At 71.1% G+C, this 23,288-nt stretch carries 13 protein-coding genes; 10 read left to right on the forward strand and 3 right to left on the reverse strand.

Annotated elements, in window-relative coordinates; genetic code table 11:
• Positions 1-55 precede the first annotated feature (55 nt).
• The 4 genes from ACVN90_RS01655 (at position 56) to ACVN90_RS01670 (ending at position 10,976) form a co-directional block, all read left to right on the forward strand.
• Complete coding sequence (locus tag ACVN90_RS01655; RefSeq protein WP_475100436.1) at positions 56-2,428, forward strand: ATP-binding cassette domain-containing protein; 2,373 nt, start codon at positions 56-58, stop codon at positions 2,426-2,428.
• A 202-nt stretch (positions 2,429-2,630) separates the two neighbouring features.
• The gene (locus ACVN90_RS01660; RefSeq protein ID WP_475100438.1) at positions 2,631-8,696 is read left to right on the forward strand and encodes an Ig-like domain-containing protein; all 6,066 of its coding nucleotides are present in this window, start codon (positions 2,631-2,633) and stop codon (positions 8,694-8,696) included.
• Between the two features lie 46 nt (positions 8,697-8,742).
• Positions 8,743-9,714, forward strand: a complete 972-nt coding sequence (locus ACVN90_RS01665) for an AAA family ATPase (protein ID WP_475100439.1) — start codon at positions 8,743-8,745, stop codon at positions 9,712-9,714.
• Positions 9,714-10,976: a DUF58 domain-containing protein gene (locus ACVN90_RS01670; protein ID WP_475100440.1), complete on the forward strand. Its 1,263-nt coding sequence runs from the start codon at positions 9,714-9,716 to the stop codon at positions 10,974-10,976. Before ACVN90_RS01665 ends, ACVN90_RS01670 begins: the two co-directional genes overlap by 1 nt.
• A 17-nt stretch (positions 10,977-10,993) precedes the next feature.
• Here the strand turns inward: ACVN90_RS01670 and ACVN90_RS01675 are convergent, their stop codons facing one another.
• Entirely contained in the window at positions 10,994-12,190 is a 1,197-nt protein-coding gene (locus ACVN90_RS01675; RefSeq protein WP_475098221.1) for an IS110 family RNA-guided transposase, read from the reverse strand.
• A gap of 275 nt (positions 12,191-12,465) precedes the next feature.
• On the opposite strand from ACVN90_RS01675, the gene ACVN90_RS01680 reads away from it, so the two are divergent.
• The 6 genes from ACVN90_RS01680 to ACVN90_RS01705 are packed head-to-tail and all read left to right on the forward strand — an operon-like array spanning position 12,466 to position 20,851.
• Positions 12,466-14,976, forward strand: coding sequence for a transglutaminaseTgpA domain-containing protein (locus ACVN90_RS01680; protein ID WP_475100441.1), 2,511 nt, complete (start codon positions 12,466-12,468; stop codon positions 14,974-14,976).
• A complete protein-coding gene (locus ACVN90_RS01685; RefSeq protein ID WP_475100442.1) occupies positions 14,973-16,226 on the forward strand; it encodes an RDD family protein in 1,254 nt (417 codons plus the stop codon). Before ACVN90_RS01680 ends, ACVN90_RS01685 begins: the two co-directional genes overlap by 4 nt.
• The gene (locus ACVN90_RS01690) at positions 16,226-17,080 is read left to right on the forward strand and encodes a PP2C family protein-serine/threonine phosphatase (RefSeq protein WP_475100443.1); all 855 of its coding nucleotides are present in this window, start codon (positions 16,226-16,228) and stop codon (positions 17,078-17,080) included. The genes ACVN90_RS01685 and ACVN90_RS01690 overlap by 1 nt, the downstream gene beginning before the upstream one ends.
• Positions 17,080-18,483, forward strand: coding sequence for an FHA domain-containing protein (locus tag ACVN90_RS01695; RefSeq protein ID WP_475100445.1), 1,404 nt, complete (start codon positions 17,080-17,082; stop codon positions 18,481-18,483). Before ACVN90_RS01690 ends, ACVN90_RS01695 begins: the two co-directional genes overlap by 1 nt.
• Complete coding sequence (locus ACVN90_RS01700) at positions 18,480-20,105, forward strand: serine/threonine-protein kinase (RefSeq protein WP_475100446.1); 1,626 nt, start codon at positions 18,480-18,482, stop codon at positions 20,103-20,105. The genes ACVN90_RS01695 and ACVN90_RS01700 overlap by 4 nt, the downstream gene beginning before the upstream one ends.
• Positions 20,102-20,851, forward strand: a complete 750-nt coding sequence (locus ACVN90_RS01705) for a hypothetical protein (RefSeq protein WP_475100447.1) — start codon at positions 20,102-20,104, stop codon at positions 20,849-20,851. The genes ACVN90_RS01700 and ACVN90_RS01705 overlap by 4 nt, the downstream gene beginning before the upstream one ends.
• Before the next feature lie 12 nt (positions 20,852-20,863).
• Here ACVN90_RS01705 and ACVN90_RS01710 read toward each other — a convergent pair whose 3' ends face one another.
• Together ACVN90_RS01710 and ACVN90_RS01715 are read right to left on the reverse strand one after the other, a co-directional pair.
• Positions 20,864-21,355, reverse strand: a complete 492-nt coding sequence (locus ACVN90_RS01710) for a recombinase family protein (RefSeq protein WP_475100448.1) — start codon at positions 21,353-21,355, stop codon at positions 20,864-20,866.
• A gap of 132 nt (positions 21,356-21,487) precedes the next feature.
• Positions 21,488-23,260 carry a cation:proton antiporter gene (locus tag ACVN90_RS01715; protein WP_475100450.1) on the reverse strand — a complete coding sequence of 591 codons (1,773 nt, stop codon included), beginning with the start codon at positions 23,258-23,260 and terminating at the stop codon, positions 21,488-21,490.
• Positions 23,261-23,288: the final 28 nt, after the last annotated feature.

Below are 23,288 nucleotides of genomic sequence, written 5' to 3' on the forward strand. Positions count from 1 at the left end.
GATCGAGCAGGATTCAGGAAGCGCGGTGTCCGGGTTCCCGGGCATACTCGTGCGCATGGCATCGGACTCCCACATCGCTGATTCGCACGAAGTCATCCGGGTCGTCGGCGCCCGCGAGAACAACCTCAAGGACGTGTCGGTCGACATCCCGAAGCGGCGGCTGACCGTCTTCACCGGGGTGAGCGGGTCGGGCAAGTCGTCGCTGGTGTTCGGCACGATCGCGAACGAGTCGCAGCGCCTCATCAACGAGACGTACCCGACGTTCGTGCAGCAGTTCATGGGGCAGCTGAGCCGCCCCGAGGTCGACGCCCTCGAGAACGTGAGTCCTGCGATCATCGTCGACCAGGAGCGAATGGGCTCGAACGCGCGGTCCACGGTGGGCACCGCCACCGACGCGCACGCGATGCTGCGGCTGCTGTTCAGCCGCATCGGGTCGCCGCACGTGGGGTCGCCGCAGGCGTTCTCGTTCAACATCCCGTCGGTGTCGGGAGCAGGGGCCATCACCCTCGAGAAGGGCGGCAAGAAGGTCAAGGAGCGTCGCTCGTTCGAGATCACCGGCGGCATGTGCCCGCGCTGCGAGGGCCTCGGCGAGGTGAGCGACGTCGACCTCGACGAGCTCTACGACAAGACGAAGTCGCTCGCGGAGGGCGCTCTGACGGTGCCGGGCTACAACGTCGACGGCTGGATGGTGAAGGGCTTCACCGAGTCGGGATTCGTCGACGCGAACAAGCCGATCCAGGACTACTCCGCCGAGGAGCGCGCCGACTTCCTCTACAAGGAGCCGACGAAGGTCAAGATCAACGGCATCAACATGACCTACGAGGGGCTCGTGCCGAAGATCACGAAGTCGTTCCTTCAGAAGGACCGCGAGGCGCTTCAGCCACACATCCGCGCGTTCGTCGATCGCGCCGTCAAGTTCATGCCGTGTCCCGACTGCGGCGGCACGCGTCTCAACGACGGCGCACGGTCGTCGAAGATCAACGGGACGAGCATCGCGGATGCTGCGGCCATGCAGATCACGGACCTCGCGGCGTGGCTCGACACGGTGGACGACCCGTCGGTCGCCCCGCTGATGGTGGGCCTGCGTCAGACGATCGCGTCGTTCATCGACATCGGACTCGGTTACCTGTCGCTGGACCGCGCGTCGGGCACGCTCTCGGGCGGCGAGGCGCAGCGCACGAAGATGATCCGCCACCTCGGCTCGGCCCTGACCGACATCAGCTACGTCTTCGACGAGCCGACGGCCGGTCTGCACCCGCACGACATCCAGCGCATGAACCGACTGCTGAAGCTTCTGCGCGACAAGGGCAACACGGTGCTCGTGGTCGAGCACAAGCCCGAGGTCATCGAGATCGCCGACCACGTCGTCGACCTCGGTCCCGGCGCCGGCCGCGCCGGTGGCGAGGTGCAGTACGAGGGGGATGTCGACGGCCTTCGCTCGTCCGGCACCATCACGGGGCGCCACCTGGGCGACCGCGCGCGGCTCAAGGAGTCGACGCGCGCCGCGAAGGGCGCGCTCGAGATCCGCGGCGCGACGCAGCACAACCTCAAAGAGGTCGACGTCGATGTGCCGCTCGGCATCCTCACCGTCGTCACGGGCGTCGCGGGGTCGGGCAAGTCCTCGCTCATCCATGGCAACGTGCCGGGCTTCGACGACGTGGTCGTCGTCGACCAGTCGCCGATCAAGGGCAACCGCCGCTCGAGCCCGGCGACGTACACCGGCATCCTCGACACGATCCGCTCCGCGTTCGCGAAGGCCAACGGCGTGAAGCCGGCCCTCTTCAGCGCCAACTCCGAGGGCGCGTGCCCCGCGTGCCGCGGCCTCGGCGTGATCATCACGAACCTCGGGTTCACGCAGACCGTGGAGACGCTGTGCGAGCTGTGCGAGGGGTCGGGATTCAGCGACGAGGTGCTCGAGTACACCCTCGACGGGAAGAACATCGCCGAGGTGCTCGCGATGTCGGCGGCCGAGGCATCCGTCTTCTTCTCCAAGGGCCCCGCGCACACGACCCTGATGCGCATGATCGATGTCGGCCTTGGCTACATCACGCTCGGTCAGGCGCTCAACACGCTGTCGGGCGGCGAGCGGCAGCGCCTCAAGCTGGCGATCTCGATGGCGAAGAAGGGCGCGATCTACGTGCTCGACGAGCCGACCACGGGCCTGCACCTGGCCGACGTCGAGAACATGCTCGGGATGCTGGACCGCCTCGTCGACGCGGGCAACAGCGTGATCGTGATCGAGCACCACCAGGCCGTGATGGCGCACGCCGACTGGATCATCGACATCGGTCCCGGCGCCGGGCACGACGGCGGCTCGATCGTGTTCGAGGGGACCCCGGCCGACCTCGTGGCGGGCGCCGAGACGCTGACGGCCCAGCATCTGCGGGAGTACGTCGGCGCTTCGACAAGCTCGGCGACCGCTTCCTGAGGGGGATGGGTGTTTGTCCCCATCGATCCCCTCTGATCAGGCGGAATACGATCTCCTCAGTTGACACTTCCCGTCCCGTCGCGCGACGCGCGCCGGGTTAGGCTGGAGTGTTCCCCCAGGTCTTCTGTGAGCGCCCGACGCCCCACGTCGGGTCCCGACGCCACGTAGAGACGCACGACACCCCGGAGGAGGCCGAGGTTCGATGAGGTCTTTCGCATGGCTGCGATCGCGCCCGCGCGCCCTCGCGTCGGCAGGCGCGGTGACCGCTGCCGCGGTCACGATCACGACGCTGGCGTTCGTCTACCAGGGCGTGCCCACGACCGAGGTCGACCTCCACGACGGCGGCGTGTGGGTGACGAAGCAGTCGAGTCTGCTCGTCGGTCACTTCAACCACGAGTCGCAGGTGCTCGACGGGGCCCTGCGCACCACGAGCGACGACTACGACATCCTCCAGTCGGGCAGCACCGTCCTCGTCGTCGACGACGCCGGTTCCACCGTGAGCGTGGTCGATCCCGCGATGGTCGCGCTCTCTGGCGCCGCAGGCGTGCCGGGCGGCGCCGATGTGGCGCTCGGCGGCGACACTGTCGCGATCCTCGACCCCGCCTCCGGCGACCTGTGGGTCGTCTCGAGCGCGAGCGTCGGCTCGTTCCAGATCGAGGGCACCGACCCGACCGCGAACGTCGGCAAGGGTGCGGATGTCGCCGTCGGCGTCGACGGCGTCGTCTACGCGGTCGCGCCCGAGACCGCCGAACTCGTCACGATCCGTTTCGGCGCGGACGGCACCCCTGAGGAGCCGAGTCGCTCGGGTCTCCCCGCGCTCGGCGACAACGCTGAGCTCTCGGTCACCGCGGTCGGCGACAAGCCGATCGTGCTCGACACCTCCACAGGCACCGTCATCGCGGACGGCCGCGCGACCGAAGTCGACGGTGGACGCAGCGCCGTCCTGCAGCAGCCGTCCGCAGCATCCGATGCCGTCACGATGTCCACGGCATCCGCGCTCGTGCGTGTGCCGTTCGATGGATCGGAGCCGACGACCGTCGAGGCCGGCGCCGACGGCGCCCCCGCCGAGCCGGTGTGGCTCGAGGGCTGCGGCTACGCCGCGTGGACCGGTTCCGGCAGGTTCGTGCGCGACTGCGCAGGCGACGCCGACGACCTCGCGGTCGACATCGACGGCATCGAGCCGACCTCGCTGCTGAAGTTCCGGGTCAACCGCGACGTCGTGGTGCTCAACGACGTGGTCGGCGGCGCCACCTGGATGGCCGTCGACGAGCTGCAGCGCGTCGACAACTGGGACGAGATGACCCCGCCCGAGGGTGAGACCGAGGACGACGAGCAGACGACCGAGGAGACGACCGAGACGGTCCTCCCTGAGCGCTCCGACATCAACACCCCGCCCGACGCCAACGACGACGACCTCGGCGTTCGCCCGGGCCGCACGACGATCCTCCCTCTCCTCGACAACGACAGCGACCCCGACGGCGACGTGCTGACGACGCGCGTGGTCGACGGCGGTCCGTCCGTCGGCGAGGTGCAGTCGATCGACAACGGACGGTCGCTGCAGATCGCGGTGCCCGAAGACGCGGAGGGCTCGACCTCCTTCACCTACGAGGTTTCGGACGGCCGGGGCGGCACTGACACCGCGCGCGTCTCGCTCGCGGTGCACGGCTGGGACGTCAACTCCCCGCCGACGCAGAAGCGCGTGACGACGGTCGCCGTCGAGGCCGGTGGGACGATCACCTACAACGTCCTGCCGGACTGGATCGACCCCGACGGCGACGACGTCTTCCTCGGCACGGTCACCCCGGCCGAGGGCGACGAGGCCGACTTCACGTCGGACGGTCGCGTCACCTACCGCGCGGTCGGCGGCACGCAGGGGCGCAAGGACGTCGAGATCACTGTCTCGGACGGGTCCGACGTGACAGTCGGCACCGTGCGGTTCGATGTGCGTCCGGTCGGCTCGATCGACCCCGTGACGAACGCCGACTACATCGCGGTGCGCGCCGGACAGACGGCCACCGTGTCGCCCCTCGCGAACGACGTGGGTGCGGGCCGCGAGCCGCTGCGTCTGGCCCGCGTCGACCCGGTGTCGGGCGCCGACGTCGTCCCCGACTACGCGAACAAGACGTTCACGTTCCGGTCGGCGAGTCCAGGCACCTACTACGTCCAGTACATGGTCGCCGCGGGTGCGGCCGGCGTGCCCGGCATCGTCCGCGTCGACGTGCTCCCCGAGGGCGAGACCGACCTGCCGCCCGTCGCCGTGCGCGACGTCGCGCTGCTGCCGAGCGGCGGCGAGGTGCTCGTCAACGTGCTCACGAACGACTCCGACCCGTCGGGCGGCATCCTCGTCGTGCAGTCGGTGACCGTCGAGCCCAACTCGGGCGTCGCGGTGGCCGTGCTCAACCACGAAACCCTCCGCATCAGCGATCAGGCGGCACTGTCGGAGCAGGTGCGCATCTCGTACCGCATCTCGAACGGGTCGCAGTCGGCCGAGGGCGACGTCATCGTCATCCCGATCCCGGCGCCGGCGCAACTGCGCCCACCCGTGGCGAACGACGACCAGGTCGTGGTGCGGGCGGGAGACGTCGTGACGATCCCAGTGCTCGACAACGACTATCACCCGAACGGCGACACCATCCACGTCGCCCCCGACCTCATCCCGCCGCTCATCGAGCCCGAGGACGGCGAGATCTTCGTCTCGCAGGACACCGTGCGCTTCCGCGCCTCCGACGAGCCGGGAACCGTCTACGCGACGTACGAGGCGGTCGACAGCACCGGCCAGAAGGACGCCGGCTACATCACCATCCAGGTGCTGCCGGTGAACGCCGACACCAACGCCGCTCCGCGACCCCGGGACCTCACCGCTCGTGTGCTCGCCGGAAGCCGCGTGAACATCGCGGTGCCGCTGGACGGCATCGACTCCGACGGCGACTCCGTCGAGCTCGTCGGGCTCGCCTCCTCTCCCGGCAAGGGACGGATCACCGAGACCGGGGCGGACCACTTCGTCTACGAGGCATTCGACGACACCGCGGGCGTCGACACGTTCACCTACCGCGTGCGCGACCGCCTCGGCGCCGAGGCCACCGCGACCATCCGGGTCGGCATCGCGCCGGCCGAGGGCGTGAACCAGGCGCCGTACGCCGTCAAGGACTCCGTGATCATGCGCCCCGGCCGCTCGGTCGCCGTGCCGGTGCTCGCCAACGATTCCGACCCCGACGGCGACGAGTTCGGCATCGTGAAGAACGGCCTGATCCTGCCCGACGTCGCAGGGCTCAAGGCGAAGGTCGACGGCAACCGGGTCGTCGTCACGTCGCCGTCGCAGCCCGTCGAGACGTCGCTGCACTACACGATCCGCGACGCGCGCGGCGCCGAGGCGAAGGCCGTGCTGCAGATCACCGTCGCCGAGGACGTGCCGCTGCAGAAGCCGATCGCCCGCGACGACTACGTGCTCGCCGCCGACGTCGAGGACGGCGTGGTCGACCTCGAGGTGCTCGCGAACGACGAGGACCCCGACGGCACGGTCGACGATCTCGAGCTGAAGGTCGCAGACGCGGACTCGCGCGTGCTCGCCGACGGCAAGGTGCGCGTGACGCTCGGCGACACCGGCCGGCTCGTGACCTATACGATCACCGACCGCGACGGGAACGCGGCATCCGCATTCATCCACGTCCCATCGCTGTCGTCGCTGCCGCCGACCCTGGTCTCCTCCGAGCCGGTCGAGGTCAAGAGCGGCGCGACCGTCGAGCTGGCTCTGTCGAAGTACGTGCGCGCTGCCGGTGGCGGCAAGGTCGTCATCACCGAGGCCGCCAAGGTCACCGCGGCGCACCACAACGGCGCTTCGCTCATCAAAGACCAGACGACACTCGTCTACACGTCGGCGCAGGGGTACTTCGGTCCCGACGCGATCACGTTCGAGGTGACCGACGGCACGGGTCCCGACGACCCCGAGGGCCGCAAGGCGACGCTCACCCTCCCGATCACCGTGCTGCCGCCCGAGAACCAGCAGCCGACGTTCGTGAACGGCCAGATGGATGTCGCTCCCGGCGAGGACGCGACGACACTCGACCTCGGCGGGCTCACGACCGACCCCGATCCCGAAGACGCCGACCGCATCGAGTACCAGATCGTCGGCGGGTCACCTGCGGGCATGACGGCGACGATCGAGGGCGACGAACTGCGCGTCAGTGCCGCGGCCGACACGAAGAAGGGCACCGCGGCGACGATCAAGCTGCGCATCTCGGACGGCACCACCGAGGCTATCGAGGGTGCCGTGAACGTGCGCGTGATCGCGTCGACGCGCGAGCTGCCCACCGCCAACGACGACATCGTGCCCGAGGCCCACCAGGGCAAGACCGTGACGGTCCCGGTACTGAGCAACGACGTCAACCCCTTCCCCGACAAGCCGCTCGAGGTCACCACGGCGCTTCTGGAGACCGGTCAGGGCGATGTCGAGGTCTCCGGCAGCGACGTGAAGGTGACGCCGGACGCGAAGTTCTTCGGCACGATGACGGTCCGCTACCGCGTGCAAGACGCCACGGGCGACGCCGATCGCGAGGTCGAGGGCCGCATCCGCCTGACCGTGCAGGGCAAGCCCGACGCACCGGGCACGCCGATCGTCTCGAGCGTGCAGGACCGCACTGTGGTGCTGTCGTGGACGCCGCCGGCCAACAACGGCGCTGAGATCGAGCGATACCTCGTCACCTCGACCACGGGCGGCTACGAGAAGGTGTGCCTCGCGACGACGTGCACGCTCGACCAGCTGACGAACAACGTCGAGTACAACTTCACCGTCGTCGCCGAGAACCGCGTCGGCCCGTCCGACCCGTCGGCGCCGTCCGAAACCGCTCGACCCGATGCACGGCCCGACACGCCGGCCGCGCCCAGCCTCGTGTTCGGCGACCGGAGCCTCAACGTGTCGTGGGTGACGCCGACGACGCCGGGCTCGCCCGTGGAGAAGTACACGCTCGAGATCTCGCCCGCGCCGCCTTCGGGCCTGTCGCAGAAGACCGACGTGGTCGGCAACTCGATCGTGTGGGACGGGCTGCAGAACGGCGTCGCGTACCAGGTGCGCGTCCAGGCGCACAACCGCGCTCCCGAGCCGTCGAGCTGGAGCACGTGGTCGGTGAGCGAGATCCCGGCGCGCGCCCCGGAGGCGCCGGGCGCGCCGTCGGTGAGCCGCCTCGAACCCGTGGGCAGCCAGGCCCAGATCCAGGTGGCGTGGAATAATCCGGCCGACAACGGCGACGCGATCTCGGCGTATCAGCTCGACGTCATGCAGGGCTCCAGCGTCGTGCGGACCATTCCCGTGTCGGCGACCTCGACGAGCCAGGCGGTCGTGGTGAACACCTCGACGACGGACTACACGTTCCGGGTCCGCGCCCAGAACAAGGCCGGCTGGGGCGCATTCAGCGCGAACTCCGCCCCACAGCGCGGCTTCACTCCTCCGGGAGCGCCTACGAACGTGAGTGCGTCGACGCCGAGCGGCAACAGCTCGATCACGGTCTCCTATGGGGCAGCCGCGGGCAACGGCGCGACGGCCGGCGAGCTCAGCTACCAGTACTCGCTCAACAACGGCGGCTGGCAGGCGATGCCGGGCAACAACGTGATCGGCAGCCTCTCGAACGGCACCACGTACACCGTCCGGGTGCGCGCCGTCGCCAACGTCGGCGGCGTGAGTGAACCCGGTGCCGCGTCGGCCCCGTCGAACGCGGTGATCCCGTACGGACCGGTGCGCAACCCCAGCGTCACCGCGACGGCCAACGGCACGAGCATCACCTACCGGTGGTCGCCGCCCTCCGAGAACGGTCGCGCGATCACCCAGATGCAGATCCGGATCGACGGTGGCGGCTGGCAGAACGTCGCGAACAGCGGCTCGACGTCCGGCAACTACGGCCACAGCCAGACCCACACGATCGAAGCGCGAGCTCAGGATGCCGCCGGCCAGTGGAGCGCCGTCGTCTCGGACTCGGCCCGCACCTCGGATCCGCCGCAGCCGCGGGCGTGGACCAGTCGGGGATCCAGTGCGCAGGGTATGTCCGGCTGCTCGAGTGCGTCGTGCGCATACATGGTGCTGAACGTCCAGAACTGGGTCGCGGGCACGTACACGCTCAACTGCAACGACACCGAGGGCCGGTGGGGGAACCGCACCTACAACGTGCCCCAGAACGGCAGCGTGCAGCTGTCCTGCTACACGGGCTACACCGGCTACACGAGCTGGGTGAGCTACAGCGGTCCCGGCGGTACGGGCAACGCCGAATCGATCGTCTGGTAACAGGCGGCGACGAACACGACCTTCCAACGAGAAAACGAGAACACTCATGACGATGACCCCCGAACAGGCGGCCTGGTTCCAGGGCACCTTCGCGCGACTGGTCGACAACGTCGATCAGGCCCTCATGGGCAAGCGCGAGGTGGTGGCACTGGTGCTCTCGGCGATGCTCGCCGAAGGGCACGTGCTGCTGGAGGATGCCCCGGGCACGGGCAAGACGAGCCTCGCCAAGGCGCTTGCCGCCACCGTGCAGGGCACGTCGAGCCGCATCCAGTTCACGCCCGACCTGCTCCCGTCTGACGTGACGGGCGTCACGATCTACGACCAGACCTCGCACCGCTTCGAGTTCCACCGCGGTCCGGTGTTCGCGTCGATCGTCCTGGCCGATGAGATCAACCGCGCCTCGCCGAAGACGCAGTCGGCCCTCCTCGAGGTCATGGAGGAGTCGCGCGTGACCGTCGACGGCGTCGCGCACGAGGTGGGCCGCCCGTTCCTCGTCATCGCGACGCAGAACCCCATCGAGCAGGCGGGCACGTACAAGCTGCCCGAGGCGCAGCTCGACCGCTTCCTGGTGAAGACGTCGATCGGCTACCCCGACCTGGCCGTGGCCGAGCGCATCCTCGCGGGCGCGGCCGACCGCAACCCGTCGGCGCACCTCCCCGCCATCATCACGACGGGCGCGGTCGCCGACATGGCCGACCTCGCCGGCACGGTCCACGTCGACCCCGCGGTGCTGCGCTACACCGCGCAGCTCGCCGAGGCCACCCGCAACGACCCGGCCACGCGCCTGGGCGTCTCGGTGCGCGGCTCGCTCGCGATGATCCGAATCGCCAAAGTCTATGCCGCCGCGCAGGGCCGCCATTTCGTGCTGCCCGACGACGTCAAGTCGCTCGTCGCACCGGTGTGGACGCACCGCATCGTGCTCGACCCCGAGGCCGAGTTCGCCGGCACGTCGGCCGAGACCGTCATCGGACGCGTCCTCGAGTCGGTGGCCGCACCGCAGGCGAGGTCCGCGGCCTGATGACGACGGAAGCACTCGGGCAGGCGGCTTCCACGCAGGACCGTCGCGCCTGGTACGGGCAGCTGCTGCTCGGCGCGCTGCGGCGCGCCGGCATCGTGCTCGGCCGCGTGTTCGGGGTCGTGCGCCCCGTCGCCTGGGTGCTCATCGCCGGTGCGCTGACCCTGTGGATCGCCGGCCACGCGCTCGGCTGGTGGGAGCTCACCGTCGCGGCGATCTCGATCACCGTCGTGCTGGCGCTGTGCCTGCTGTTCCTCATCGGCCGCACCGCCTACGACGTGTCGCTCGATCTCAACCGCACGCGCGTCGTGGTCGGGGAGCGAGCCGTGGGAGCGCTGACGCTCGCCAACACCAGCTCGCGTGCCATCCTGCCGTCGCGCGTGCTGCTGCCGGTCGGCAGCGGCCGCGGCGTCTTCGACGTGCACCGGCTCGCGGCGGGCGAGTCCGCCGAGGAGCTCTTCGCCATCCCCACATCGCGTCGCGCGGTCGTCAAGGTCGGCCCGGTGAGCGTCGTGCGCGGCGATCCGCTCGGACTCTTCGAGCGGGTCCACCGCCGCGACGAGCCGGTCGATCTCTTCGTGCACCCGCGCACTGTGCTGTTCGACGGTCAGTCCCTCGGGTTCCTCCGCGACCTCGAAGGCCTCCCCGCGACCGATCTGTCGCCCGACGACGTCTCGTTCCACGCGCTGCGCGAGTATCAGCCCGGCGACGACCTGCGTCACGTCCACTGGAAGTCGACGGCGCGGACCGGGCACATGATGGTGCGTCAGTACGAAGAGACGCGCCGCTCGCACTTCGTGATCGGGCTGTCGACGAGCCCCGGCGACTACCGCGACGACGACGAGTTCGAGCTCGCGATCTCCGCCGCGGGCTCCCTCGGCCTGCGCGCCCTGCGCGACTCCCAGCGCGTCGAGGTGCGCGTGCAGGAGCGGGCGCTGCCGTCCGGCACCGGCAAGCAGTTCCTCGACTCCCTCTCGGCGCTGGGCCACTCGAAGCCGAAGGCGGGCTCGGTCGTCGAGCTCGCCGGCGTCGTCGCCGCGACGCTTCCCCTGGCGAGCGTGGTCGTGCTCGTGTGCGGCAGCAAGGTCGACGCGAACGACCTGCGCACCGCGTGCAGCCGCCTGCCGTTCGGCGCGCGGATGCTCGCCGTCGTCGCGTCGGCGGACCACGCGGCGCCGTCGCTGCGAAGGATCGGAGAAGCGGATGTCGTGACCCTCGGCGCGCTCGACCAGCTCCCGAACGCCCTCCGGAAGGTGCTCGCATGAGATTCCCTAGGTCAACCTCAGGCGGCGATCTGCTGCATGGCGCCTCCGTGGAGTTGGGGGTTGTAGGCGGTGTGGTCTTGCCAGCAGCGCCAGATCACGCGGACCCAGGCGCGGGCGAGGATGCGGACGGCATGGGGGTGGCGTTTGCCGCGGGCGATGGCATCTTGGTAGATCTTCGCGGCCCAGGGGCTGGCGTGTCGGGAGTCGTCGGCGAAGTCGATGAGCGCGTTGCGGAGCTTCTTGTCCGCGGCCCAGCGGAACGCGACGGAGTGGATCTTTCCGCTGGCTCTGGTGACGGGTGCGACGCCGGCGAGGGCGGCGAGGGATTCCTCGTCGGGGAACCGGGCGCGGACGTCGCCGATCTCGGCGAGCAGCGTTGCGGCGCGGACGCCGTGGCCCGCTTTGGGGAGGCTGGTGAAGATGTGCGCGTCGGCGTGGGCGTCGAGGCGTTCGATGATCTCGGCTTCCAGTTCGCGTTCCTGGTTGCGGATGGTCTCCATGGCTTTGAGCAGGGCGTGGACGCAGACGGCGTGCCCGTCGGCTTCCTCGGCGGACAGTCCCGCCGGGGGCGCTTGGGTGACGCGAGCGTAGAGGTCGTCGACGCTCTTGCGGCCGCAGTAGGCGATGCGCCGCAGGAACGCCGCGAGCCGGGCCGGGGTGAGTCGGGCGGCGGCGCGCTGGGTGGGGTAGCGGCGCAGGAACGCGATGGTGACGTCGCTGTCCAGTCGGGCGAACAGGCCGATCGCGCCGGGGAAGCAGCGCTCCAGTTCGGCGCGCAGCTGGTTCATCAACCCGACCCGGGCCTCGACGAGCTGCTTGCGGGTGCGCGACAGCGACCGCAGTACCTGGGTGGCGCCGCTGTCCTGGGTCAGCGGGCTCAGCCGGTGGCCATCGGTGCGCAGCACGTCGGCGAGCAGGTAGGCGTCGCCGGCGTCGGACTTCGCGCCCGAGCCGGAGTAGCGGCTGCGCAGTCCCTTGACCTGTCGTGGCGTGATCACCACGACGTGCAGGTTCGCGTCCAGCAGCGCTTCGACCAGCGGCCCGTCACACCGTTCGATCGCGACGCCTTCGACGGCGAGCTTGGCCAACCGTTTCACGAGCCCCGCGAAGGTCTTGCCGGTGTTAGCGATCTCGAAACGCACCCGGATCTCTCCGTGAGCGTCGACCACGCAGACGGCATGGGTGTTGCTGGCCCAGTCGATGCCGGCGAACAACCGCGGGTCGTTCTCTGTGGACATCTGTCCGGTCCTTCCTGTGATGATGGATCTGGCACCGTCGGTGACGGGGAGCCAGTCCGGATGCTCATTGCGTGGCGGTCCAACCCGCATATCCCTAGCGCCGGTATCGGCTTCCCGGCCCGGCGGCTGCCGCAGATCTCATGCTGGTCCTCGAGGGACAAGCGGCTCAGGCGGTCAGCCACCGGCCGGCGGTTCAACAGGAAGCCTCATCCAACGCGACCCGCTCGCGCTACAGAAGCGATGGTGCACCAATGAGCGCGCCCGTCACCCCGCTCCCGACGCGCGCCGAAGCATCCGCACCGCCACAGGCGGCAGCATCCGCTCCCCGCGCTCCCCGCGTGGACGCGCTCCCGACCCGCCGCTGGATCCTCGACCTCACCGCCGTCGCGCTGCTGCTCCTCATCCCCGTGGTCGGGTTCGCGCCGACGTTCGACGGCGCGAGCTACCTCGTCGCCGCCCTCGGCGGGCTCGTGCTCGGAATGGGGCTCGGCGTGCTCGGCCGCATCTTCCGCTGGGGCATCCTCCTCCTCGCGGCCGCCACGATCGCGGTCTACTTCCTCTTCGGCGGGGCGCTCGCCCTGCCGCACACCACCGTCGCGGGCGTGATCCCCACCCTCGAGACGCTGCGTCAGCTCGCGCTCGGTGCGGTCATATCGTGGAAAGAACTGCTCACCACGATCGCTCCCGTGGCGACCGACGACGGCCACCTGATCGTGCCGTTCGTCCTGTCGCTCGTCGCGGCGGTGCTGACGACCTCCCTCGCCCTGCGGCTGCGCAGCGCCGCGTGGGCGCTGGTCCCTGCGGCCGCGTTCCTCGCGATCGAGATCGCGCTGGGCACGTCCGAGCCCTTCGTCCCCGTCGTTCAGGGCGTGGCATTCGGACTCGTCGCCGTGGTCTGGCTCGCACTGCGCCAGGCGTGGCAGCCGCAGGCGGCCGCGATCTCGGTCGGCGAAGGCCCCGCCCGCTCGGGCGCGGGTGTGCGGCGCGTGCTGATGGGCGCCGCCGTCGTGGTGATCGCCGCCGTCGTCGGCGTCGCCACGAGCGGATTCGCGGCGCCCTCGTCGCCGCGGTACGTGCTGCGCGACGTCGTGATCCCGCCGTTCGACATCCGCGAGTTCGCGAGCCCGCTGCAGTCGTTCCGCGCGTACGTGCGCGACCACCCCGACGAGCCGCTCTTCACGGTCAGCGGCCTGCCCGAAGGCGCCCGCATGCGCCTGGCCACGATGGACGCCTACAACGGCACCGTCTACAACGTGTCGGACGACGGCACCGGCTCGTCGAGCGCCTTCGCGCCCGCGCGCACCAACATGTCCGCCGACGCCGAGGGCACGCCGGCCACGGTGCACGTCGAGATCGGTGAGCTCGAGAGCGTGTGGATGCCGGACGCTGGCGCCGTGCAGAGCGTCACGTTCGACGGCGCCCGCGCCGACGATCTCCGCCGCACCGCGCACTACAACGAAGCGACCGCGACGGGCGTCGTCACCCTCGGTCTCGAGAAGGGCGACGAGTACACGCTCGAGGCGGTGATCCCCGAGGTGCCGAGCGACGAGGCGCTCGCGGACCAGAGCTTCGCGCCGCTGAAGATGCCGAAGCAGGTCGGCGTGCCCGAGACCCTCGCCGACATCGCGTCGAAGACGGTCGCCGAGGCCGAGACGCCGGTCGAGCAGGTGCGCGCCCTCGAGCAGATGCTGTCGGAAGGCGGCTACTTCAGTCACGGCCTCGCCGGGCAGCCGCTCTCGCGCGCCGGTCACGGTGCGGAGCGCATTGCGACACTGCTCGGCTCGGAGCAGATGGTGGGCGACGACGAGCAGTACGCGACGGCGATGGCGCTCCTCGCGGCCCAGGTCGGCATCCCGGCGCGGGTCGTCATGGGGTTCTACCCCGACGAGGACGCCGCAGCGGAGCCCGTGTACGCCGCGACGGGCGAGACGCTCCACGCGTGGGTCGAAGTCGCCTTCGACGGCGCCGGCTGGGTCCCCTTCGACCCGACCCCGCCCGAGGACCAGGTTCCGAGCGACCAGACGACCAAGCCGAAGGCCGACCCCAAGCCGCAGGTGCTGCAGCCCCCGCCGCCACCGGCGGAGCCCGTCGACCTGCCGCCGACTGTCGCCGACGACCGCGGCTCGGAGGACGAGAACGCCTTCGACGCGGGCCTCCTGTGGACGATCGTGTCGATCGGCGTCGGCGCACTGGGACTGCTCGCCGTGCTGCTCGCGCCGTTCATCGTGATCGGCGCATTGAAGGCGACCCGCCGCCGCAAGCGCCGCGAGGCGGAGCGCGCCTCCGACCGCATCAGTGGCGGATGGGACGAGCTCGTCGACCGCGCCTCCGACTTCGGTGCCCCGGTCCGCCCCGGTGCGACGCGCCAGGAGGACGCGGGCGTGCTCACCGCGGCGTTCGCCGAGCCGCGGGTCGCGACCCTGGCATCCCGCGCAGATCTCGAGGTGTTCGGTCCGACCGAGCCGTCGCCCGACGACATCGAGGCCTTCTGGACACAGGTCGACGAGATCGTCGGCGGCATGGGGAAGGGGCGCTCGGTGTGGCATCGTCTCGGCGCGAGGCTCAGTATCCGTACACTCCTCGAAGGCACGCGATTCGCGCTGCCCGCGCGTCCGGCGCCGCGCGCGCGAATGACGCAGCCCGCTGACACCCCTCAGCACGACGCCGACGCGCCGAAGGGCTCGACCCGGCGCTCGCGCCGCGGCAGCAAGACCCGGAGCGCACCCGAGCCCTCCGCCCACCCCCCACAGGAGAACGAATGACCGTGAGCCCGCCAGGCGCCGCCCCCGCGGCGACCATCGGACGCCGTGTGGGGGCGTTCGCGATCGACATCGGCGTCGTCTGGGTGATCGGCGCCGTGCTCATCGGCATCGTGGTCGGCATCATCTTCGGCGTCGGTCCGGCCTGGCAGCGCGACGGCCTGGCCGTCATGATCGTCCTCAGCTACCTCGGGATCGGCCTCCTGCTCTTCGTCTGGTGGCTCGTCTACTCGGCGATGCAGGGCAGTCGCGGCGGCTCGATCGGGCAGCGGCTCCTCGGCCTGCGTCTGCAGGACGCCGCCTCCGCCGCCCCGATCGGCTTCTGGCGCGCGATCCTGCGCAATCTCGTCTTCAGCCTCGCCGCGTCGATCGTGGTCGGCTACTTCACGCCCCTCTTCGACTCCCGTGGCCGCCGGCAGGGCTGGCACGACATGGCATCGCGGGCGGTCGTCATCGACATCCGGAACACGGATGCTGCAACCCCGGCGTCCGCAGCTCTGCCCGCAGCGAACCCGTACCTGCCGTCACCGACAGGCGCCGCATCGTTGCCGCCGGCCCCGCCGCTGCGACCCGCCACCCCGGTCCCGGCGGCCGGGTTCATGCCCGTATCGGCCCCGTCGACCACCCGTCCGGCCGCCCCGGCGCCGACCGGTGTGATCGACGACATCCCGTGGGTCACGCGCGACCCGCAGGCTCCTGTCACGCGCCCGCCGCAGGCCGAGGCCTTCCCCAGTGTCACCATGCCGTTCCCCGCTGCGACGACGACCGAGCCGCTCGGCGCCACCGCCACCGTGACCGCCGCCCCGGCCGCACCTGCCGCAGCCGCTGCGGTCGCAGCATCCGTCATCCCCGCATCCGTCGAAGACGACCTCGAGTCCACGCGCATCGTCGTGCCGCCGCCGGCGCAGCGGGCCGCGCTGTACGACGGCGCGCCGGTGCTCGCGGTGCTCACGTGGGACGATGGCACGCGCATGGCGGTGTACGGCCGCACGCTGTACGGCCGCAACCCCGCAGGCGAGGACGGCGCTGTCGCGATCCCGGTGCGCGACGAGACCCTCTCGCTGTCGAAGACGCACTTCGAGGTCGGCGGCGGTGCCACCGGTGCGTGGATCGCCGATCGCCACTCGACCAACGGCACGACGCTCGTCCGTGACGGCGGGCGGATCCCGCTCACGCCGGGCGCGCGCACGAACCTGCGCGACGGCGACACGCTGGAGTTCGGCGACCGGCGCGTGACGGTGGGTCTCACGTGATGACCGGCGCCACCGCGCCGATCGCGGTCGCCTTCGGGGCGTCGACGGACGCCGGCCTGCGCCGCCGCATCAACGAGGACTCCTACCTCGCCGTGTCGCCACTGTTCCTCGTGGCCGACGGCATGGGCGGCCACAATGCCGGTGAGATCGCCAGCGCGACGGTGATCGAGGAGTTCTCGGGCCTCGCCGGCCGCGAGAGCCTGACGATCGACGAGGTGCAGGCGGGCGTCGTCGCGGCGCGCCGCCGGGTCGCGGCGCTGCCGGCCGACGCCGGCGCGGGTGCCGGTACGACGCTCGCGGGCGTCGTGATCGCCGACGTCGACGGCGAAGGCTACTGGCTCGCGATCAACCTCGGCGACTCGCGCACCTACCGCCTCAGTGAGGGGCACTTCGAGCAGGTCAGCGTCGACCACTCGATCGTGCAGGAGCTCGTAGACAGCGGCCAGCTCGCCGCCGCCGCCGCCCAGCGGGACTCCCGCCGCAACGTGATCACGCGGGCGATCGGTGCGGGCAGCGATGCCGAGCCCGACTACTGGCTCATCCCGGCCGAGGACGGCGATCGCATCCTGGTGTGCTCCGACGGGCTCTCGGGCGAGCTCGAGCAGGATGCGATCCACGGCATCCTCCTCGCCGAAGCCGATCCGCAGGCGGCTGCCACACGGCTCGTGCACGAGGCGATGGTGCGCGGCGGCCGCGACAACATCACGGCGATCGTCGTCGACGCCCTCTCGGTGCGCACCCGGACGAGCCGCGCGTGCGAACGCGATACGGTGCCGGTGAGCGCCCCCGCCCACGACGACGCCGACATCGACGGCGACACGCTGCCACGCGCGGTCGTCGCGGGAGGATTCTGATGCCCACGCTGTACGCCCCGGGAACCACGCCGGCCGCAGTCACCCCACGCGGATTCGCGATGCTCGAGTCCGGCACCTCCGCCGCGCTCCTCACCCGCATCAGGTCGCTGCTCGCCGACGGCCGCGGCCTCGGGGGCGTGATCGAGGCGCTCACCGGCGCGTACGGCGCGTCGCTGACGGCGATCCCGGCATTCGCCGTCGCGCTCGCCGAGGGCGACGGCGTGCGCGTCGCGGTGCGCGGCGACTTCGCGTTCGACGTCGACGCCACGGTCTCCGAGCGCGTGTCGGGCGCCGGCGTCACCACCTGGACCGAGCGCGTGATCCCCGGCGTGGTGCGCGTGGCCCTCACGATGTCGGGGTCCGATGCACCGGCCGAGTTCGAGATCGCCGATGGCATCGTGCTGGCGAGCAGGATCGAATGGGATGCTGCGCCCGCGGGTGCGTCGCCGGCCGCTCCGGCCGGCGCAGCTGCGGCCGAGGTGGCTCCGGCCGAGGTCGCGCCGGGTCCGCGTCGGCGCGACGTCCCCGCGGCGCCCGCGGTGCCGGAGCCGCCATCCGCGTCTCCCGTCCTTGCCGAAACACGGGCCGATGACGGCGACACGCCGGAGACGGATGCCGCGGCCCGGCGTGTCGGACGACCGACCCGTGTTCCGGCGACGACGCCGGAACCGGGGCCGGCCGTCTCGGGGCTCATCGACTCGAACTCCGTGCCATCGGTCGTCGACGCGGAGACGCTGCTCCCGCTCGACTCGGCCCTCACGCCGTCCGCCGAGACCATCGTGCCGCTGCCTCCGGCAGGCCCTGTGCCGGCCGGCGAAGACGAGTCCACCGCGGGATTCGACGACGTCTGGGGTGCCACGGTCATCCGCTCCACCGACGCAGTCGAGGCCGGCCCCGTGGACGAGGGCGGTCCCGCAGCGCCGCCCGCCGGAGACCACGACGGCGCGACGATCTCGCTGGCCCAGGCCCGCGCACTGCGCGAGGCGGCGGGCGGCGCCGGGGGCGCAGCATCCGTTCCCCTCGACTCGACCCCCGCACCGCTCGCGCCGCCGCGGCCGCCCGCTCCCGGACGCATCCGCGTCTCGACGGGGCAGGTGCTGCAGCTCGACCGCACGATCGTGATCGGCCGCCGTCCGCGCTCGACCCGCGTGAGCGGCACCGACCTGCCGCACCTCGTGGCCGTCGACAGCCCCCAGCAGGACATCTCGCGCAGCCACGTCGAGCTGCGCGTCGAGGGCGAGAGCATCGTCGCGACCGACCTGCGCACCACGAACGGCACGACGCTGCTGCGTCAGGGCGCCGACCCGGTGCGGCTGCACCCGGGGGAGGGCGCCGTCGTCGTCCCGGGCGACGTGCTCGACCTCGGCGACGGCATCACCGTCGCGATCGAGGGGCTGTCGTGAGCGCCAAGCGCGCGCCCATGGCGCCGCCGGATCTTCCCGGGTTCACCTACGTCGACCTGCTCGGCTCGGGCGGCTTCGCCGACGTGTTCCTGTACGAGCAGCAGCTGCCGAAGCGCCGCGTCGCGGTCAAGGTGCTGCTCACCGATCGCATGTCGAGCGGGTCGGTCGAGGAGTTCACCGCCGAGGCCAACGTCATGGCCATGCTGTCGACGCACCCGGCGATCGTCACGATCTACCAGGCCGGCGTCGCCAAGGACGGCCGCCCCTACCTCGTGATGGAGTACTGCCCGCGGCCGAACCTGCAGGTGCGGTACCGGCGCGAGCCCTTCTCGATCGCGGAGTCGCTGCGCGTCGGCGTGCAGGTCGCCGCCGCCGTCGAGACGGCGCACCGCGCGGGCGTGCTGCACCGCGACATCAAGCCCGCGAACATCCTCGTCACCGAGTACAACCGCCCCGCGCTCACCGACTTCGGCATCGCCTCGACCACGAACGCGGCGGCCGAGTCGGCCGGCCTGTCGATCCCGTGGTCGCCGCCGGAGTCGTTCGCCGACGTGCCGCGCAGCGACCCGCGCTCCGACGTGTACGCGCTGGGCGCGACCGTCTACACGCTCCTCGCCGGACGCTCGCCGTTCGAGCTGCCCGGCCAGCGCAACGGCGCGGCCGAGCTGATCCACCGCATCGAGTCGCTGCCGCTTCCCGCCCTCGGGCGCGCCGACGTGCCGGCGTCGCTGCAGCGCGTGCTCGAGCGCGCGATGGCGAAGGCGCCCGTCGACCGGTACGAGAGCGCCTTGGCCTTCGCCCGCGCGCTGCAGACCGTGCAGATCGAGCTGTCGCACTCCGTCACCCCGATCGACATCCTCGACGACCACGTCCCGGAGGACATCGAGGAGGACGAGGACGACGGACTCACCCGCGTGCGCGGCGTCGTCAGCATCAACCCCGACACGACTCCCGCGGCCGGCATGACCCGTCCGTCGGCCACGACCGCGCCGAGCCGGGCCTCCGCGCCGCAGTTCGATCCGGCACCCGCCGAGACCGAGACGGTCGCCCGCCAGGCGTCCGCGATCCCGCCGTCGGCGTACGAGCAGACGATCCGCCGCGACCAGGTCGGCCCGCCGGAGTCGCTCGACGAGACGATCGTCCGCGCTCCCGCGTTCGATGCGGCCCCTGTGCAGGAGGAGGTGGATGCTGCGCCCCCGCGCCCTCGCCGCACCGGCCTGTGGATCGGACTCGGCGCCGCCGCGCTCGTGATCGTGGCGGTCATCGTCGGGGTGTCGTTGCCGGGCATCCTGTCGGGCACGGCACAGGAACCGCCGACGCCGACGGAGTCGTCCAAGCCGCAGGACCCGCTGTCGACCGTGATCCCCGCCGTCACCGACGTCGTCGGCACACCGGTCGAGGGCGGCGTGAAATTCACCTGGACGAACCCCGATCCGCAGGACGGCGACCAGTACCTCGTGACGGCGATCTCGGTGAGCGACGGCGATGCCGAGCCCGAGCCGGTCGCCATCGCCGAGATCGTCGTGCCGGCGGCGGCCTCCGGGCCGACCTGCGTCGACGTCGAGCTGGTTCGCGAGAACGGGCAGTTCCAGCCCGAACCCACGCGGGGGTGCACACCGTGACAGCCGCAGAGGTCGACGAGCTCAGGGTCGAGTTCGCGGGCGAGGAGTTCTCGGTGGCACCCGGCACCGTCTTCACGGTGGGCCGTGAGGGCGATCTCGCGATCGACGACAACCTGTTCCTGCACCGCAACTTCCTCACGATCCAGAACATCGAAGGGCTCTGGCTGCTCTCGAACGTGGGCTCGCGCCTGTCGGCGACGGTCACCGACACGGGCGGGCGTGTGCAGGCCTGGCTCGCACCAGGTGCGCGGCTGCCGCTCGTCTTCGCCGCGACATCCGTCATCTTCAGTGCCGGCCCCACGACGTACGAGCTCACGATCCACGCGGCCGAACCGACCTTCCGCGAGACGCAGCCGCCCGCCGACGACGACGGCCTCTCGACGATCGGCGAGGTGCCGCTCACGCACAGTCAGCGCGTCATGATCCTCGCGCTCGCCGAGCCGGTGCTCCGGCGCGACGGCACCGGCATGAGCGAACTGCCGACGTCGGCGCAGGCCGCCGAGCGCCTCGGCTGGACGCTCACCCGGTTCAACCGCAAGCTCGACAACGTGTGCGACAAGCTCGACCGCGCCGGTGTTCCGGGCATGCGCGGCGGAGTCCGCTCCTATGCGACCAATCGCCGCGTGCGGCTCGTCGAGCACGCGATCGCGGCACGTCTCGTCACACGCGACGACCTCCCCCTCCTGGACGTCGAGCGCGAGAACTCGCTCAGCAGTGAGAACTCTGGAGAGGACGACGCCGGCTGACGGCTCGATGCGTCAGCGGCCGGCGTCGTAGAGGTGGCGGCCGCCGTGGCTGACGACCTTCACGACGACACCGCGACGGTGCAGCTCCGTGACGGTGCGCGTCTCCTCGTCGATGTCGCGGCCGAGGGCGTGCACGTTCGCCACGACGAGCACGTCGCCGCGGACGAGCGTGCCGAACAGGCGCACGAGACGCTCCTCCCACGACTCGAGGGTCTCGGGCGCGGGATGGCGGAAGCCTTCGATCGGCACGCCGAAGCGCGTGAGGTCGTTGCGCTGCTCGACCACGGAGGGCATGTCGTCGCGGGCGATCACGAGCCCGACGAGGCGCGACCCGGCGGGCTGGGCGAGCCACCAGTTGCGGTTCTGCTGCAGCTCGGTGAAGCACTTGGGGCACTCGGCCGCCTGGTGCGGCAGGTGCAGCGGCGCGGTGTCGGCCGCGACCGACCCCGGAGCCGCCGCCGCGTGCGTGTGCGCGGCATCCGGCGTCTTCGTCGTCTCGCTCATCGTGAGGCCCCCTCGCTCGTTCCCATTCTCCCCCACCCGCGAGGCGGATTCGCCCCGGCCCTTCCGCTCGTTGAGCGATCTTGCGAGTCGAAACGCCCGAGCGCGGTCGCAGCGCCGGCTCGGCACCCGCGCTCAGTCGTCCTCGTCGTCCAGCCGCAGCTCGAGGCTGAGCTGGTCGGCGTCGAGCTCGGCCAGGGAGTGGCGCAGGGCGGGCGTCGAGTACTCGCCGCCCGACGACAGGTCGTTCAGCCGCCCCCGCATCGCCTCGATCATCGCGAGCCGGAGCTCGAGCAGGTCGCGCGTCGCCAGGCCCTCGGCGTCGTCGGGCGGGTCGACCATGCGGCTGCCGACGAGCGAGACGAGGTCCTCGGCGAACTCCGAGCCGTCGCGCCGGCGCAGTGCGGGATCCGACAGCGCACCGATCGCCGCGTCGCGCAGCTCGTCGTCGATCGCCGACTGCTCCGCCTTGTCGACGCTGTCGTCGCCCGTCCGTTCGATTCGCAGGGCCTTGACCACCCACGGCAGCGTGAAGCCCTGCAGCATGAGGCTCCCGACGGCCACCGCGAACGCGATGAAGACCAGCAGCGCGCGATCGTCGGTGACGTCGCTCGAGATCGTCTGTGCGGCGGCGAGCGTCACCACGCCGCGCATGCCGGCCCACACGATGATGGCGCCGTGCTTCCAGCCGAGGGGCGAGGCCTGGTAGTAGTCGAGGTCGCTCAGCGCCCGCGACACGCGCGTCCGCATCGACGAGAGCCGCCGTTGCGCGCGCGGATCGTCGAACGACCTGTCGGGATGCCGGCCGCGGTAGCGCGGATCGGGCACGGCCGAGCCGTCCGCGATCCGGTCGAGCCGCGTGTTCATCGCTTCGAGACGGGTGCGCTGCCGCCCGCGGGCGCGCCGGCTCTGCAGCCAGACCAGCAGTGAGACGTACGCCGCGCGCGCGGCGATGATGATCGCGAGCGCTCCGAGCGCGATCCCGAGGCCGGTGCCGAGGCCGTTGTGCTGCTCGACGTTCTGCTCGACGATGTCGCGGAGCTCGAGGCCCATGATGAGGAAGACGGCGCCCTCGAGCACGAGCTCGATGGTGCGCCAATTGTGCTCGTCCGACCGGCGCTGCTCGGGCGTGAACCACCGTGCCGCGCCCTGGCCGGTGACGATGCCCGCGACGACCGCGGCGACGAGTCCGGAGCCGCCGAGCTCCTCGGTGGGGATGTACGCGATGAACGGCACGACGAAGCCGATCGCGGTGTTCGCGGCGGAGTTCTTGATGAGCGCCCGCAGCCGCAGGTTCAGCCAGCCCACGATCGCGCCGGCCACGACCGCGACGACCACGCCCCACGCGAACGCCGGGATGAACCCGAATCCGACGCGGGTGTCGCCGCTGACGCTGGTCGCGAGTCCGACCGAGGCGATCATCGTGCGCAGCAGCACCAGCGCCGTCGCGTCGTTGAGCAGGCTCTCGCCCTCGAGCATCGTCACCACGCGGCGCGACACACCCAGGCGCTTGACGATGGATGTGGCCACGGCATCCGTGGGACTGAGGATCGCCCCGAGCGCCACCGCGACGGCCGGATGAATGCCGGGGATCACGGCCATGAAGAAGAACCCGAGCAGCACCGAGCTGATGATGACGAGAAGGAACGACAGGCCCGCGATCGGGCCGAAGTCGCGGCGGAACTCGATCGCAGGGAGCGAGACCGCCGCCGAGTAGAGCAGCGGCGGCAGCACGCCGACCAGGATGAACTCGGGGTTGATCTCGGGGATCTCGACGAAGGGCAGCAGGCTCACCGCTCCGCCGACCAGCACGAGGATCAGTGGCCCCGCGATCCCGAGCTTCGGGGCGACCGCCGTCGCGAGCGCGATGACCACGATCGCGATGATGACGACGATCAGGACTTCCACGCCTCAGAGCCTATTGCCGGGCGCTGCC

This window comes from Microbacterium sp. F01 (assembly GCF_056156365.1).

Coding starts and splice junctions, on each gene's coding strand:
- ACVN90_RS01655 (WP_475100436.1), top strand. CDS start 56: ATGGCATCGGACTCCCACATCGCTGATTCGCACGAAGTCATCCGGGTC.
- ACVN90_RS01660 (WP_475100438.1), top strand. CDS start 2,631: ATGAGGTCTTTCGCATGGCTGCGATCGCGCCCGCGCGCCCTCGCGTCG.
- ACVN90_RS01665 (WP_475100439.1), top strand. CDS start 8,743: ATGACGATGACCCCCGAACAGGCGGCCTGGTTCCAGGGCACCTTCGCG.
- ACVN90_RS01670 (WP_475100440.1), top strand. CDS start 9,714: ATGACGACGGAAGCACTCGGGCAGGCGGCTTCCACGCAGGACCGTCGC.
- ACVN90_RS01680 (WP_475100441.1), top strand. CDS start 12,466: ATGAGCGCGCCCGTCACCCCGCTCCCGACGCGCGCCGAAGCATCCGCA.
- ACVN90_RS01685 (WP_475100442.1), top strand. CDS start 14,973: ATGACCGTGAGCCCGCCAGGCGCCGCCCCCGCGGCGACCATCGGACGC.
- ACVN90_RS01690 (WP_475100443.1), top strand. CDS start 16,226: ATGACCGGCGCCACCGCGCCGATCGCGGTCGCCTTCGGGGCGTCGACG.
- ACVN90_RS01695 (WP_475100445.1), top strand. CDS start 17,080: ATGCCCACGCTGTACGCCCCGGGAACCACGCCGGCCGCAGTCACCCCA.
- ACVN90_RS01710 (WP_475100448.1), bottom strand. CDS start 21,355: ATGAGCGAGACGACGAAGACGCCGGATGCCGCGCACACGCACGCGGCG.